This window comes from Streptomyces sp. NPDC046860, assembly GCF_040645115.1.
Classification (GTDB): Bacteria; Actinomycetota; Actinomycetes; order Streptomycetales; family Streptomycetaceae; genus Streptomyces.
The window spans coordinates 142933-157561 of sequence record NZ_JBEYXQ010000006.1; the positions used below are offsets into that span (position 1 = coordinate 142933).

Annotated in this window: 14 protein-coding genes and 1 pseudogene; 1 reads left to right on the plus strand and 14 read right to left on the minus strand. The window is 68.4% G+C overall.

Translation table 11 applies throughout. The features are described from left to right. The first annotated feature begins 81 nt into the window (after positions 1-81). Complete coding sequence (locus tag ABZ898_RS11400) at positions 82-855, plus strand: beta-glucanase (RefSeq protein ID WP_361655872.1); 774 nt, start codon at positions 82-84, stop codon at positions 853-855. 117 nt (positions 856-972) lie between these two features. Here ABZ898_RS11400 and ABZ898_RS11405 read toward each other — a convergent pair whose 3' ends face one another. The 14 genes and pseudogenes from ABZ898_RS11405 to ABZ898_RS11470 all read right to left on the minus strand — a co-directional run bounded on the left by ABZ898_RS11405 (position 973) and on the right by ABZ898_RS11470 (position 14623). After that, complete coding sequence (locus tag ABZ898_RS11405; protein WP_361655875.1) at positions 973-2319, minus strand: site-specific integrase; 1347 nt, start codon at positions 2317-2319, stop codon at positions 973-975. Between the two features lie 110 nt (positions 2320-2429). Beyond that, complete coding sequence (locus tag ABZ898_RS11410; RefSeq protein ID WP_361655878.1) at positions 2430-2699, minus strand: helix-turn-helix domain-containing protein; 270 nt, start codon at positions 2697-2699, stop codon at positions 2430-2432. A gap of 634 nt (positions 2700-3333) precedes the next feature. Next, complete coding sequence (locus ABZ898_RS11415; protein ID WP_361655881.1) at positions 3334-3483, minus strand: hypothetical protein; 150 nt, start codon at positions 3481-3483, stop codon at positions 3334-3336. A 365-nt stretch (positions 3484-3848) separates the two neighbouring features. Then, positions 3849-5003: a TIGR02391 family protein gene (locus tag ABZ898_RS11420; RefSeq protein ID WP_361655884.1), complete on the minus strand. Its 1155-nt coding sequence runs from the start codon at positions 5001-5003 to the stop codon at positions 3849-3851. 469 nt (positions 5004-5472) lie between these two features. Beyond that, entirely contained in the window at positions 5473-5799 is a 327-nt protein-coding gene (locus ABZ898_RS11425; protein ID WP_361655887.1) for a DUF6087 family protein, read from the minus strand. A 69-nt stretch (positions 5800-5868) separates the two neighbouring features. Further along, on the minus strand, positions 5869-6012 hold the full coding sequence (locus ABZ898_RS11430) for a hypothetical protein (RefSeq protein ID WP_361655889.1): 144 nt from the start codon (positions 6010-6012) through the stop codon (positions 5869-5871). 5 nt (positions 6013-6017) lie between these two features. Next, entirely contained in the window at positions 6018-6998 is a 981-nt protein-coding gene (locus ABZ898_RS11435) for a thiopeptide-type bacteriocin biosynthesis protein (RefSeq protein WP_361655891.1), read from the minus strand. Continuing rightward, positions 6980-8212, minus strand: coding sequence for a lanthionine synthetase C family protein (locus ABZ898_RS11440; protein ID WP_361655894.1), 1233 nt, complete (start codon positions 8210-8212; stop codon positions 6980-6982). Before ABZ898_RS11440 ends, ABZ898_RS11435 begins: the two co-directional genes overlap by 19 nt. Continuing rightward, entirely contained in the window at positions 8209-10941 is a 2733-nt protein-coding gene (locus ABZ898_RS11445) for a lantibiotic dehydratase (protein WP_361655897.1), read from the minus strand. Before ABZ898_RS11445 ends, ABZ898_RS11440 begins: the two co-directional genes overlap by 4 nt. Further along, positions 10938-11273 carry a lantibiotic dehydratase gene (locus tag ABZ898_RS11450; RefSeq protein WP_361655900.1) on the minus strand — a complete coding sequence of 112 codons (336 nt, stop codon included), beginning with the start codon at positions 11271-11273 and terminating at the stop codon, positions 10938-10940. Before ABZ898_RS11450 ends, ABZ898_RS11445 begins: the two co-directional genes overlap by 4 nt. A gap of 93 nt (positions 11274-11366) precedes the next feature. Next, positions 11367-11564, minus strand: a complete 198-nt coding sequence (gene fxlA, locus ABZ898_RS11455) for an FxLD family lanthipeptide (protein WP_361655903.1) — start codon at positions 11562-11564, stop codon at positions 11367-11369. Between the two features lie 51 nt (positions 11565-11615). Continuing rightward, positions 11616-12554: pseudogene (gene fxlM / locus ABZ898_RS11460) on the minus strand (methyltransferase, FxLD system); the annotation flags it as partial. Between the two features lie 238 nt (positions 12555-12792). Next, on the minus strand, positions 12793-13566 hold the full coding sequence (locus ABZ898_RS11465) for an alpha/beta hydrolase (RefSeq protein ID WP_361655906.1): 774 nt from the start codon (positions 13564-13566) through the stop codon (positions 12793-12795). A gap of 115 nt (positions 13567-13681) precedes the next feature. Beyond that, the gene (locus ABZ898_RS11470) at positions 13682-14623 is read right to left on the minus strand and encodes an ornithine carbamoyltransferase (protein WP_361655909.1); all 942 of its coding nucleotides are present in this window, start codon (positions 14621-14623) and stop codon (positions 13682-13684) included. Positions 14624-14629: the final 6 nt, after the last annotated feature.

A 14629-nucleotide genomic window follows, 5' to 3' on the forward strand; every position in this document is an offset into this window, starting at 1 on the left:
GGATTCACTCGTTCGGGTACTTTCTGTGCTGATGTCCGGGTCCGGGTGCATGGCGGGTCGCAGGACGGAGAGAAAACGGACATGCACGAACCGAATCCGGGCGCCCCCCTCCCCGGTCCGCGTTCCGCCGCCGCTTCCGACGTGGTGTTCACCGCCGACTTCACGTCCGAAGAGCAGTGGGTGGCGGGCCGCTCCTGGGCCTATCCCGACGGCGGCCCGGTCAACCCGGGCGACGACAAACTCGACCACCTGGTGGCCGATCCCGCCTACAGCCGCTCGGGCGTCTTCCGGGCCAGACGCAGACCGGACGGCCGGTGGAACGCCGGACTGCTGACCACCGAGGGCAGCCCGGACGGCTTCCAGGTCCGGGCCGGCGACATCCTGGAGGCCCGCGTCCGCCTGCCCCGCGAGATCGGCGCCTGGCCCGCCATCTGGACCTGGCGGGACGGCGGCCAGGAGGTCGACGTCTTCGAGTACCACCCGGACAACCCCGACCTGCTGGAGTTCACCAACCACGTGCGCGGCGGCAACCGCTACCACCGCGACGAGATGATCGGCCCCGGCGCCTGGGTCGACCTGCGCACCGAGTTCGGCGCCCGCTCGGTGGACTGGTGGGTCAACGGCAGACGCGTCTTCTCCGACCGGCGCGGCACCGGACGCGGCTGGCACGCCTACCTCATCGTCAACCTGTCGGTCTGCGGCGGCCGTTACCACCCGCCGCCCCGCCGCGAGACCACCGAGATGTCGTACACCGTGAGCCGGCTCGTGGTGCGCCGCCCGGAGACCGGCCGCCCCGTCCTGCCGGAGGAAGCCGCCGCCGAAACGGGGACCGGCGAACAGAGAGCGGGGTCCTGACCGGGCCGCCCGGCCCGCGTGCCCTCTTCCCGCCTCAGTCCACCGGCCAGGTGTGCACCGGGGCGTTGAGGTGCATGTAGTCGATGTACATGTTGTCGGCGTGCGCGATTGCCGCTCTCACCTGCGACTTCGTGGCGTGCTCTGAGCCTGTGAGGCGCCCAGGGACTTCTCAGGGACATTCGGTTGTGGATCTTGATCGAACCACTCGTCCATGGCGGCGAGGCCCCGCCTTCCCGCGCCGGGCATGAAGTGAGCGTAGTGCGTCAGCGTGGTCTGCGGCGAGGCGTGCCCGAGCCACGCCGACACGCTCATGATCGACTCGCCGGCCTCAAGCTGGGTACTCGCGTACGTGTGTCGGAGGACGTGGAACATGTCCTCGCGAGAGAGTTCGTAGACGGGGTACCGACGGCTGCGGCCTCCGTACGTCTTGGCTTCCTCGCCGACCTTCTTCACGACGCCGGCCGCCGCGAGTGCGGGCCGCCAGCTCAGCTCGTTCCACTTCGAGTAGTTGATTCGATTCTCCTGCGAAGTGATCAGGACCAGTCGGACGCTGATCGGTTTGCGCTGTCGCGCTTCCAACTCGGTCGTCGGCGGTTCAGGGTTGCGCCACGGGAGCGTGCAGGCGACCGAAGGGAAGCGGTGCAGGTGGTCCTGGACACGCCTGGCGAGGTTGGGGGAGAGGGGAACCTCTCGCGTCTTGCCGCCCTTGGGCAGGCAGAAGTACGGCCTTCCCTTGGAGTCCCACCGCAGCTGTCGGCGGACGTGTACGACACCGGCATCGAAGTCCAAGTCATCCTCGCCGAGGCCGAACGCCTCGCCTTGGCGTAGGCCGAGTCCGACACCGAGGTCCACCGCGATGCGGTATCGATCGTGGAGGCCCGCCCGGACGGCATCCACGGTCGGCCTGGTCCATGCCTTGGCCTTCCTCTTCGCAGGTTTGGGGGCCTTGACAGTCCGGCTGGCCTTGCAGGGGTTCTTGACAAGGCGGCCGTCGTCGACGGCGGCTTCGAGGATCGTGGAGAGGTGGATCCAGATGACCTGGGCCGTGGACGACTCGACCCGTGTCAACAACTGGGTCTTCCAAGCGCGTAGCACGGCAGCGTCGATGTCCCGGAGTGCCGTTGCGCCCAGGAACGGGATGATGTGGTTCCAGATCTTGCTGCGCATGGGGGCGGCGGTCGACGGTTCGTCCGATCGGCTCGGCCACCAGTGCTTCTCGATGTACTGGGCGAGGGGAATCGCGCCGTCACGGGGGTCGACGAATTCACCACGCGTGGTGTCGGTCTGCGCCTTGGCGAGCCACTGCTTCGCGTCCTCGCTCGTCTCGAACGAGCGGTCCCGGACACCCGGAATGCCCTTCACTCGATAGCGCTTGCCCTGGCCCCACAGGGCAGTTCGCTCCCGCTTGCCGGTGTCCCTGTTGGGCTTCTTCTTGAGCCAACGGTCTTCTATGTACCCCGCCAAGGGAATGTTCTCCTATGAACTCAGTTGGGTGTGGTCGTACGGCATTGTCGGTAGTTGTGCGCCTAGACTCCGAGTGATCGACGCACCGCTTTCGGGTCCGTGGGTAGCGTTCAAGGAGTGCGTACGGAGCGCTTTATCGGCTTCTGAGTGAGAGGATTGAGAGAAGCGTTGGAACGTGGATCCGCCTGCTCCTGCGCTATGACCCACTCATTGAGCGCCGAGATCCTGTACATGACGCGGCGGCCCATGCGGAAGCTCGGCGGGCCCTGTCGTCGATGACGCCAGACATATAGGGTGTTTGACGAAATGCCAAGGTATTCGGCTGCCTTGTTCAGATTCAAGAACGCGGCTTCATGTGTGGGTGCGATCTCGTCGTGCATCTCCGGCCTCCAGGCTGAGAAACGTTGATGCACCCACGATCTGGAGAAGTCTGGGCTTGGTGCAGCCGGGAGATTCTGGTAGTGAACGTATTGGCTGCCTCATGGAGAGCTGAGGTGCGACGTCGATCCCGGGCTCAGCAGTCCATGGCGCTGAATCTTCCTCTCGTTGAGCTGCGGTTTTGCCAGCATCCGTACGATGGCATGGTGTTCGCGCGGTCTCAAGTCATGGGTGTCTGCCGTAGGCGAACTGCCGTGAGCGTAAGGGGCGGGTGAAGCAGTAGTGGACTGATAGCCGCGACATTGCCGTAACGGCGCGCGCCGACCGTTCCCCGTGTTTTCCGCGCAAGCGGAGGTGATCCCCCCGGGCGCGGAATCTGCTGACCGTAGAGGCGGAGATTGCTCGAATTTTCATTTGTGCGGCCAATTTCTTGTGGGGGAGGGTGAACTGAACTGTCCTCCCTCGGCTTCGACAGGAAGAGCGTGGGAGAGAGCCACTGGCGTGGGATCGATATCGGTGACCTCCACACGGAGCCCGTTCTCCGGCAGCTGTCGCTCCTGGCGATCTGCCGTTCCAGGCCGGTGAGGTTGGCGGACTGGTCGAGGTGGCGACCCCGTTCACGGTCAGCTGCAGCGGCTAAGCCAGCAGCTTCGCCCGCCGCTCGTACAGCACCTCCAGCGCGACGCTCCGCGCGGTGCCGAACCGCGCGGAGCGGGCCTGCAGGTCGGGCTGGTCGGTGGCGGGGCCGAGCTGCGCAAGGAGCCAGGCCAGGACTGCTGCGTCCACGAGGCTCTCCTTCCGGGTAGCGGTCCGGCCCGACACCCCCGCGCGTGGGGTGTGCCGGGCCGGGCTAGGCTGGGCTACTGCTCGTCGGCCTGCTTGCGCGTCGACGTACGGGGCTTCGGCTTGGCCTTCGCCTCCGCGTCGGCACCGCCGTCTGTAGGCGGCCAGCCGTCGCAGATCCTCGGACGGAACCCACGAGGCGTTCAGCTCAGGGAACGGGTGATGGCCCGGCCGACTGGGGTGGGCCGTCGCCTGCTGGTAGTTGAGCCACGACCATGCGTCGATCAGCAGTTCACGCAGGTGCCTCACGGCTGCCCCTCCAGGCGTGCGGGCCCCGCGCCCGCAGCCAGCTTAGAGGCAGCGTGCGGTCACGACTCCAATGCGGCGGCCTTGCGCTTGTCGTCCTCGATGTCGAGGCGTCGCATCAGGAAGCTGGCGAAGGCCAGCATCTCCGCGGCCTCGTCGCGGTCGTCCTTCTCGTCCGGCCCGTGCATGCGGGGGTTGCGCAGCGCGCCTGCTGCGCCTTTGAAGAGGAACTGCATGCCGGTCTGTTCGCCGCCCAGGTTGCTGCCCGTGGACCGGGTGACCGTGAGCTTCGGCGGGCCTGAGTTGGTGTTGAAGGCGAAGCCCATGAGCGACACGCCGGTCTGATCACAGTCGGCCAGCTCCTGCACACGGTGCTCGACCGCCTGGAATGCGCGACTTACCGCGTCGCGGTAGAAGCCGGTGTCGAACCGTTCGGCGGCCACCTTGGCGATCAGTGGATGGAAGACGCAGGTGACAGACATGGACTCCTGCGGCTTCGTTGGGGCAGCCACGGTGGCCGGAGGCGCCGCCACTGCTGCTGGCATGGGCGCCGTGACGAAGTCCGTTCGCCGGCTGGGGAAGGGGCGTTTGGCTGCCTCCGTGTTCACCGGCCCCTCCACCTGCTCCCTTTGCTGCCAGTAGTCCTCTAGCCGGCCCACGGCAGTGAACGGCCGAATTGTCCGGTCGAAGTTCAACGACCAGCCCAGGTCCTCCGGGTTGATGCTGCCGCCACGGAAGGGGGGCTCGTTTTGTGCGAGCGCGGCCGCAGCGAACATGGACTCCTTGGTCTGCAAGCTCGGGTCCCAGTCCGGCGCAGGCCTCAGGTCCACGGGCCGCAGTACCGGCTGCTCACCGGGCTGCGAGGGCCGGAAGTGGGCCTCCATGAGGGCCGCTGTCCGCACCATGTGCAGGAAGAGTTTGATAGCGCCACTGGTACCGCTGCAGTTCGCAGCGCCAGCGATGGTCAGCTGCAGCGGATCTGCGGCGCGCGGCACCATGTGGGGGTTGGTGGAGACCCCCCGTAGTAGTGCCGGGCACAGTTGCTGCACGGCATCTTCGAAGTCCAGGCCGGCCGCGTACAGCTTCCGATCAACGTCATCGAAGGTCGGCCACCGGCGGTTCCCTATGAAGAACAGCCAGATCGTGTCGAGCAGTAGATGCCCGTCGTTCCCCATGGGGCGCGGCATGCTCTTCGGCGCGAGAGTCCGAACGTTCACGTGTGTTCCCCCAGCGTCCAGGCCTGAACGGTGCCCGCAGGCTACAACTGAGCAGGGAATCTTACGGCGTTGCGGCGAGCCTCCCGGCTCGAGGGGCCGTCCATAATGCTGAAGACGGGGGAAACCGTGAACAGACCACTGTTGTTCTTCGACGTGGACAGGCCACTCAACCCTTACGCGGTCAAGCCGGAGAAACGTCCCCACGGCTACATCACACGATGAGCGCGCTTGAACATCACCCGACACCGCAGCCGGCCCCGTCCTGCGCGTGGTCGGTGACTCCTGGCGGCCTGCCGTCGATGGTGATGTCGAGGGCGTTCAGAGCGCTCTTCCAGCGCAGGGCCCAGCGGGCCTGGCCTTTGCCCGTCCGCGTCGAGGGACATGATCGCCATGCAGCCGTACTTCAGGGCGGCCACCCCGCCCGCACGATTCGGGAGAGATGCGCGCGGACGGGGTTGATCAAGCAGGCTCAGGAGCCAGGACGGTGGAAGGGGATCGTCGGCCAGTATGGCTCGGGCATCTTGGGGAGACGCCCGAACACTGGCAGCGGTACCCGCTCGGCACGCGCCGTCGTGTCCCCGCCGGTTTCGGCGGTCGCCGCATGACGGTCCAATGCCGCTCCGGACGGCACCCACGCCTGCCCGTCCCACACCTCGACACCGCGGGGCGCGTCCGGGGCGACGTGCGCGCCCCGCAGTTCGCCCGCGAGAGGCGCCGGACGCTGCTCCCCGACGCGGGGGCGCCGCGCGTCCCGCCGGGCGGCCCAGTTCTCCAGGGGTTCGTCCTGCTCGGCCATGCCGTGCCCTTCTCTTCCTCGTCCGCCGGTTCAGTCTGCCCGTATCCGGCTGCCCGGAGACCGGCGCCGTCAGAACGGCGCAGTCCACCCCTCCCGGCTCAACGTGGTCTCTCCTCCCGGCGCGATGGTGACCTGCGCCCCGTACGCGGGGAGTTCGCCGCGCTCCAGCCACCGCCAGCGGATGTTGCCGTCGACAATGGGAATCCTGTGCATGGGCTCTATTCTCCTTCGCCGCCGTGCAGGATCGCAGCTCTCGCTGCCCAAGCCAGGATGCTCTGCCCGCGCATGGAAAATCCGAGCCGGTTCCAATGGAAGATCACGTGGTAGCTGAGCACCTGTCGCAGCCCGCGATCCAGTGCCCCGTTCTGGATGCCGTGGGCGAGTGCTTGGCCGGCGCTACGGAACGCGGCGGCCCATTCGGTAACGGATTCCAGCGGCCCCCCGTAGCGCAGCAGGGCGTCGCTATCGGCGAGAAGGAGGGTACGGATCTCGCAGGCTCGGGCGTCGAGTCGTTCCGCTGGAACGTCGCTGATGGCCGAGCGGTGTTCCGTCGTGATGACGCGGTCCCAGACATCGCCCTGCTCGTACCACTCCAGCCGGGCGGCGCGCATCATGATCGTGCACAGCAGGACGGAGAGTTCCCTGGGCCCGACGGTGAGATCGTGGCGCTGGCGCGACTGCTGGATCTCGCGGCTGTCGGTGACGAACAGGGCGTGCGCGGCCGTCATGCTGGTCTTCCCGCCAAACGCAGGAGTCTCGGGTTCGTAGATGCTGGGCCACCAGCGCTGAAGGTGTCCGTCGGAGACGAGGCGGTCGAAGCCGTCGCCGATGGCCAGCTTGGTGCCGCCTACGGGCTGGACCCGGAGACGCAGACGCCAGCAGGGGTGCTTTCTGGTGTACCACCAGCCGTCGGTGGCCGCTTCGCGCAGGATGGGCAGGACGTGCGTGGTGAAGGTGGTGTCGGCGTTCTGCCAGTCGGTGAAGTGGAGGTATGTCTGCCACCAGTCGGTGGTGGCCGCGTGGCGGGCCAGCGCTTCCCGGCCAGCCTGGTCATAGACAGCGATCGCGTCGGAGAGGACCACGGGGTCCATCCGGTACTGCTGGGATGCGTCGGCGAGCGACAGGCCGGTGAGGACGGCGAGGACGGCGTGCTGCGTCGGGCTTGACTCGGTTGCCTCAGTCAGTTGATCAAGAGACATGCGTCCCATCCAGTGGTCGGTGCCTGCTGAGAGGCGAAGGTGGTGAGGGCGAGCGCGGTGCCGGCGGCGCCGTTGATCAGGCCGGGAGCCGATGAGGAGCAGGGCTGGCCGGATGCGATGAGGGCGTCACCAAGGCGTTTAGCGAGGTTGTGCAGCCGCGGGTCGAGCGCGTCTGCGGCTGCTCGGTGAGCGGTCTGACAGATGCCCGCCCATCCGTGGCAGAGGCCGTTGTCGATGACCAGGGCGAGTTGCGCGGGATCCGACAAAGCCCTGTGCAGGGCGTCCTCGTAGAACTTCTGGAGCGTGGGTGAGCGCAGGGCGATCCCCGCGAGCTGGCCAGCCCGTGCGATGCCTGTCGTGCCGTAGCACCAGCTCGGACGGGTGGGGGCGTCATGGTGGGGGTGTCCGCGGTCGAGATCGCGCCGCGAGATGTGTTCAGGCCACCAAGGGCCGGATTCATCGTGCTGGCACCAGGCGTCGAGGTGCTCGCAGATGGTGAACATGGCGTCCCGGTGGCCATGGACGGTGATGCCGTGGCGCATGGCCTGGGCCAGGAGGAGGAGCGGGCCGGTAATGCCATGCGCGGCACCGAAGTTGCCGTGTCCGCCGGGGAAGTGGAGGGACTCGCCGCGCCCCGGGTCGTGACGGACCCACCAGCCGGGAAGCCCCCGGCCGGTGAGGGCGAGCGGCCGGGTCAGGGCGACGAGGTACTGCAAGATCCTCTGCAGGGCTGGGCCTTCGGGCTCGGTGCGCAGGAGGTAGGCGCCGATCCCCGTGAGGCCGTAGAAGAGGTCGTACTCCGCGAAGGACGGCAAGTCCCCCCTGCCGATGCGGGCGAGCGCGGCGTCCGCCCGGCGGTTGGCGAGGTCTGTGATGTGCTGGTGCAGGATCGTGCGCGCTGAGGCGTACAGATGCTGGTAGGCCGGAGGGACGGCGCTAAGGAGGAAGCCGACGGCCGGGGCGCCGAGGAACAGGCCCGTCTGGTCGGCCGCGCTGATGGGCCTGGAGGCCGCGCTCGTGATCCACCGGTGGGCGGAAAGCCAGGAACCGCCGTACCGGCTGGCCGTCTCGATGTGCAGCAGGCTGATTCCGGCGGCGCCGTCGGCGAGCGATTGCACCGCCCAGGGCTCCTCCGGGGGCGGGGGAGGGGGTTCTGCCAGATGAGCGGTGTACTGCTCCAGGAACGCTGCGGCGGTGGTGGCCGGTGTGGTCATCGGGCCCCCATCCGGTGCTGGAGGGCCGCCGTTCGCACGAGCCGGATCGTGGTTTCCTCGGCGCGTGGATCGACGCCCAGAGCCCGGACGTGGTGCTGGTGCAGCAGCGATCGGGCGACGTCGAGCGGCTCACGCTCACTGGTCAAGACCGTCCGGTAGGTGTGCACGGCCGCGGTGCGGGACCGCCACGCTTCGGTGACCTGTGGGCCGCCGGGGAGGGCCGCGAGCGCGTAGGTACCGTTCTGCGAGGCAAGTTCCAGTACCTGGCTGCGCAGGGTCCGGTCTAACCGTCCGGTGCCCTGAGGGAGGTTGCGCACCAGCCACTCTTCCGTCGCCGCAGAGTCCGGTGCCAGAGGGGTGACTAGGCGCAGGGCGCTGGCGGCGGCGAGAGCCTGCGGTACGAAGTCGTCGGTGCGCTCGGTGAGCTGGATCTGCGCAAGAGCAGCGGCGGAGTCCGCAGCGAACACCTGGTGTGCGGCGTCCATGGTTGCCTCGCTGCCGAAGCGCCCCGTCTGCGGCTGGTACGGGGCCAGGACGAGCCCGGACGCCAGACCAGTCCTGTGCAGGCTGCCCGCCCAGGTGCGGACGCGCCGTGCGACGGCCCCGTACGTGCCTGGCGGCAGGTGGAAGGTGAGGCCGAGGTGCTGGTCGGCGTCCGGCCGGGCCATCTCCCGGTGGCGGGTGAACCACCAGGTCGGCGGCTCATCTCCGAACGCGGCGAGCAGGTGGGGGAGGTGGTGGCTCAGGATCTCGTCGTAGCGGCGCGGATGGGCGTGGAGCTGCGCGAGAAGGACGTCGCCGGCCCCCGGGAAGTGTCTCCCGGTTGCCGTTGCCGCCGCCGGGCGCGGCCGGGGCACGTAGGGGGTGTCCGGCTCGGTCCGGCCCAGGGAGAGCCAGATCTCGTGTGCCCGCCCGATCCAGCCGTGGGCGTTAGTGTCCGGGACCTCGCGCAGCTCCACGCGCCGGGCGTTGTCGAGGTGGGCGCGTAGGACCCGCAGGTGGACCGGGTGGGACAGATCGAGGGGGAGGCGCTGGTCGTACTCGATCACGGCGACCTGCATCGGGATTCGCAGCCGCTCCCGCCAGGTGGTGAAGGCGTCCTCCCACTCCTGCCGCGGAGCTTTGCGGCCGGGCAGGTCGTCAGCCATCAGCAGCCATCGGGCTTGCGTGAGGATGGTGCGGCGGTAGCGGACCCGGGGGAGGAAGGGGAGCCGGGAGCCCGCGCCGAAGTCGAACGGTTTGTAGGCGGCGTACCGCCCGTGTGCAACCTCGGCGAGGAACCGTGCCAGCGGCGGGGTCTGGGTTCCGCCTTCCAGGGCGTGCACGACCCGCACGTCGATGCGCTGGCCGGTGGAGAGCTGCACGAGGTGGAAGCTGCGTGGGTCGGCGGTGACGGCGATGTCGGCCAGCCGGATTGTTGTCTTGTGGCTCTCTTGGTGGCCAGACAGCTCGATGATGTGCGGCAGCAGTTGCGGTGTGCGGGTGACGTTCTCGTTGCGGTGCCGGCGCGGCGGGAACACGAGCTGCGCCGTCAGGCCGTCCGGTGCCCCGCTGTAGGTGGCGGCGAGGGCGTCTCGGTACTCGGGCGGCAGGATGTGGGCGAACCGGCCCGCCATGCTGCTGCCGGGGCGGGGCGCCGCGGTGAGCAGGAGGTTGAAGGTGCCGTTGGACAGCGCCCGGGTGCTGGGGGAGTGGACCTCGAAGGCGATCTCCACTCGGGGCACGAACAGCCGTTCGTCCGTTCCGGCGGCCTTCTCCAATGCGTGCACCATGTCGTCGGTCAGCCGTAGTTCGTCGCGGCCGTCGAGGAGGACTTGCTGCATCAGCGCGAGCAGCAGTTCGTCGCGGTCGGTGCGTACCTTCATAACGCCGCCGCGTTCGGAGCCGACGTATCCGGCGGGCAGCCCGAGACCGCTGTCGGCGACCAGGTCCATCACCGGCACCAGGGCGCCGACGCCGTACCGGGCCCGGAAGCGGCGGTGGTAGTCGCGCCAGTGCTGGTAGCCGTAGGGCTGTGGGGTGGTCCGGTAGAGGGCCGACACGGCTGCCTGCGCTTCCGCGATTACGGCCTGCGGGAGCTGGGTCTCGCAGTCAAGGGCGGTGTCAATGAGCAGCGGTGTCGGCGTGACGGCGGTGAGGGTGCGCATCCGCGCGGCGACGGCACTCACGCTGGCGTCGGAGAGTGTCGGCTGGTGGGCGGACAGGTCGTCGCGCAGGGCGTACAGCGCGTGGACCAAGTCCCGCACCTCGGGGACACTGTCCGCCTGGTGCCGTTCCAGTTCGCGGCACAGGTGCTGGAAGGTGTCCACGGTGGTCATGGGCGCCCAGAGGCTAGTTACGAGGAACTGCTGCTCGACCAGGCTGTTGAGCAGTGCGTCGATCTTCTCCGGGGTGGCCCGCGAGAAGCAGTGGCGCAGGTGGCTGTGGAGGTCACCGTAGAGGATGAGGGCGCGGGCCGCGTCCAGGGTGGCGACCACCGGTCGGGCGTTGCGGACGGATATCTCGACCGGGGCCAGGAGGACGGCGTGGCCGTCGGAGGGCGGGCCTGGCGCCACGAGCCGATCACCGCGGGCGCGGGCGGCGTTGTTGGCGACGAGCCGAAGCCGCTGCAGTAACGCGGGGGTGCGCTGAAGCCGGAGGACGATGTCGGTGACCCACTCGGAGTCCGGCCGGATCAGCACGCGGTGCTTGTCGCGCCACCGCGCGCTTGTCCGGGGCCCGACCGTCACCGGGGCGGTGCCGGCGAACAGGCCGAGCGGGGTCGGCCGGTGCTGCCACGAAGGAGGTAGGAGACGGTCGACAGCGCGGTGCGGCGGACGTGGCGAGGCTCCGTCTGCCTGCCCTGGACGGCTGCCTCGATGGCGTCGGATAGGACGGGGGTGGCCAGCTCCAGCGCGCTGCGGAAGTCCTCGCGCTGCCAGATGCGGTTCAGCCATCCGCGGGTGACGGCCACGTTGTCCAGGTCGAGGGTGCGGGGGATGTCTGCCGGCCCGGGGCTGGTGGTGGCGCGCAGCATCGCAACGCCTTGCCACAGGTATCCGGCGGCTGCTCGGGAAGCCATGAGGCCCTTCCATGAGACGGCGCGGGAGGGGAGAGGGGCCTGTGGGCCGGGCGAAGCGCTTCGCCCGGCCCACAGGTGAGGAGTCGGCCTGGATCAGGCCGGGTCCTCGGTGAAGGAACCGCAGGCGGAGGCACCGGTCGCGCACGTGGTGCCGCAGCCGTCGCCCGTGGAGCACATGAGATGGCCGTAGGAGTGCTCGGCGATGACGACCTTCACGTCCAGAGGGGCGAAGTCGTCGTCCAGGTCCGCCGACGGCGTGCCCGGGGGCGGGGCGAGAGTGGCGCTCGTCATGATGTGCCCTTCTTCTTGTTGGGGTGGTGCGGGATGACCTGGCTCCCGGCGTTACGCCGACGGCCAGGAGAGCGAGATCCGGCTGTACACCTTGTCGATGACCAGGTCGGACGGGATTTGGTCATCGGGGGTGCTGGCCGGATAGACCCGGATCACCGGGTTGGGGCCGCCGCGTCGGTTGGCCTCCCAGTCGCGCAGCATGTCGGCGACCTTGTCGGCGAGCTGCTTCGCGTTCGGGCCGAGGGCGTGCACGCCGTACTCGATGCGCTTGTCGTCCTCGGTACGGCGGGTGACGAGGTAGGCGAAGGTGTCGTCCTCGACGGCGGCGAGGGAGAACCGCTTGTTCACGGGGGCGACCAGACCCGTGTCCAGGCCCTCATCGACCGCCATCGTGCAGAAGCCGGGCAGGCTGATCGCCATCGCCATCTGAAGGGTGTCGATGAGTTCCGAGAGGCCGATGATGACGCCGGTCCACAGCTCATGGCGCGGGAACGTGACCGCGTTGTCCAGCCGGTGCGGATCGGCCGGCAAACCGTCATCGAACTTCAGCCCGATCTCCGGCGTGCCGTTGACCAGCAGGAGTTCTTCGCGGTGCGCGGTGGATCCCTGCATCGGGACGAAGCCGCAGATCCGCGCCGACTCGCTCTCCAGGTAGGGGCCGTGCTCGCCCGTGACCTGGGTGAAGGCGACCGACCGGGTCAGGCCACGCATCCGCAGCGGCACCACGAGTCGGCCGCCCTGCTTGAGCTGTGCCATCCACGCCGGGGCGATGTCCCAGGCCCCGGCGGTCACCAGGACGACATCGACCTCCTCGACGGGGAGGGGTTCGGCTGCGTCGGCGGTGAGGACGCGGACCTTGTCGTACCCGTGCTCCTCCAGCAGTCGCGACGCGCGGTCGGGGACGGAGGGGTCGATGTCCACGGTGATGACTTCGCCGGCCGGGCCGACGAGTTCGGCGAGGTATGCCGCGTTCAGGCCGCCCGAGCCGAGAAACCGATGGGTTCGCAGAATCTCGAGGGGGAAGTTGCGGGAACCCGAGGGGTAGCCAGGCAATTTTTGCCTCAGGCATGCGGGTTCGCTGCTGGATCCTGTTTGCGGGGCACATGGTTAGCGCGCGATGCCTTGCTCAACTCGCACGTCGGGCGAGGTCCTCTTATCCCACCCTGCAGCGCAGGCCCTGCCGCGAGGAGCTGACCCGTACGCGAACAGCGCCGCCTACTGCCTGTCCTCAAAGCGTGTCACTGCGCGAGTACGTCAGAATGGTGTCGGCGACCAGATCAGGAACACGCAGCGGCGGGAGATGATCGACGCCAGGCATCCTCATCAGGCGGCAGCTAGGGATCCGTGCGGCCACCTCCTCGTTGCATGCGATCAGCGTCGGCCGGTCCAGGTCCCCCACCATGACCACTGCTGGGGTGCTGAGCTCTCCGAGCCGGTCGAACACGGGCGGGTCCCCTCGTTGGTACTCGTCCTCAGTGAGCCATGCCGGCGCGGCAGCCCGCAACTGCGCCACGGCAGCCTCGTCGGCACCGGTTGCCGCCCACTCGCGCAGCCCGAGCGTCACCAGCCCTTCGACGTCTCCTGCCTCGATCAACGCGTCGTACTCCGCGTCGAACTTCGGTTCCTCGGGCCATGGGTAGCCGGTGATGCCTGGACACAGCAGCACGAGCGCGGTCACCCTGTCCGGGTAGGCCAGCGCAAGGCTCATCGCCGTACCTCCGCCCATACTGCATCCGACCAGCGAGGCCCGGCGCAGCCGGAAGTAGTCAAGCACGGCAACCAGGTCATCGAGCAGCGAGTAAGACGCGGTCGGCTGCGGCGAGCGCCCATAGCCCCGCACGTCATAGCGGATCACCCGGTGATGCTCGGCAAGCTGCGGCAGGACCGGGTCCCATATCCGTGAATCCCCGACGCCCGGGTGCAGCAGCACCACTGGAGGGCCGTCCCCTCCCGTGTCATCGGCCCATACCGCGCCACCACTGACCGGCACTGTGAGTTCCATGGCGGCAATCCTGTCGTCGTCCCAAGCACACCGTCAAACGGTTCCCACGTTGGACGGCAACCTCCGGAGGTGGGATGCGGGTGCCGTGGCGACAGCGGCGTCCTGCAACTGCGTCTCAGGCGTTAGGCAAGCCCACTCGGCACCATTCGAGAACGGCCATCGCGGTGTGCATCTTGTTCTCCGCCTGTCTGAACGCCACGCTCGCCGGGCCGTCGAGCACCTCCGCTGTCACCTCTTCACCACGATGGGCCGGCAGATCATGGAGGAACAGCGCCTTCGGACTCGTCTCCCACAGTGCGGCAGTTACCTGGAAAGGCGCGAAGACGTCCCGCCAGGCGGGATCCGGCTTGGTGGTGCCGGTGGTCTGCCAGCGTGTGGTGTAGATGGCGTCGAAGTCGGGTGGCAGAGCCGCCATGTCGTGGCGCTCGACGATCCGGGCTCCGTGTCGCTCGGCCTGTTCGCCGGCCCGTGCCAGAACGTCGTCGGCGAGCCCATAGCCGGGCGGTGTGCGCAGTTCCAGTGTGGCGCCCGGGCACCGGGTGAGCGCGAGGGCGAGCGCGGCCGCGGAGTTGTTTCCCTCACCCACGTAAAGCAGGGCGAAATCCCGAGTCCGCCCCAAATGTTGCTGAAGCGTGACCAGGTCCGTAAGGGCCTGAGTGGGGTGTTCATCCGCGGTCATCGCGTTCACGACCGCCATCGTGCCGGGTGCCGCCATGGCCCTGAGATCGCCCGGATCCTCGGCCGTCCGCGCAACGAGTACGTTGAGCATGCCTGCCAGCACCCTGCCAGTGTCGGCGATGGTCTCGCCCGTATTCACCTGGAGGTCCCCGGGGCCGTAGGCAATGATCTGTGCGCCGAGGCGGAGAGCACCGGAAGAGAATGCGGTGCGGGTGCGGGTGGATGTCTTCTGGAAATAGATGCCCACGACGTCACCTTCCAGTGGCGCGCCAATTACGCCGCCAGCGGCGAACTCCGTTCCTCTGCGGACGATGTGTCTCAGGTCCGCGTCGCTCAGATTGTCAAGGGAAATCAGGCTGCGCACACGACGGTTCTGCACTTGGGT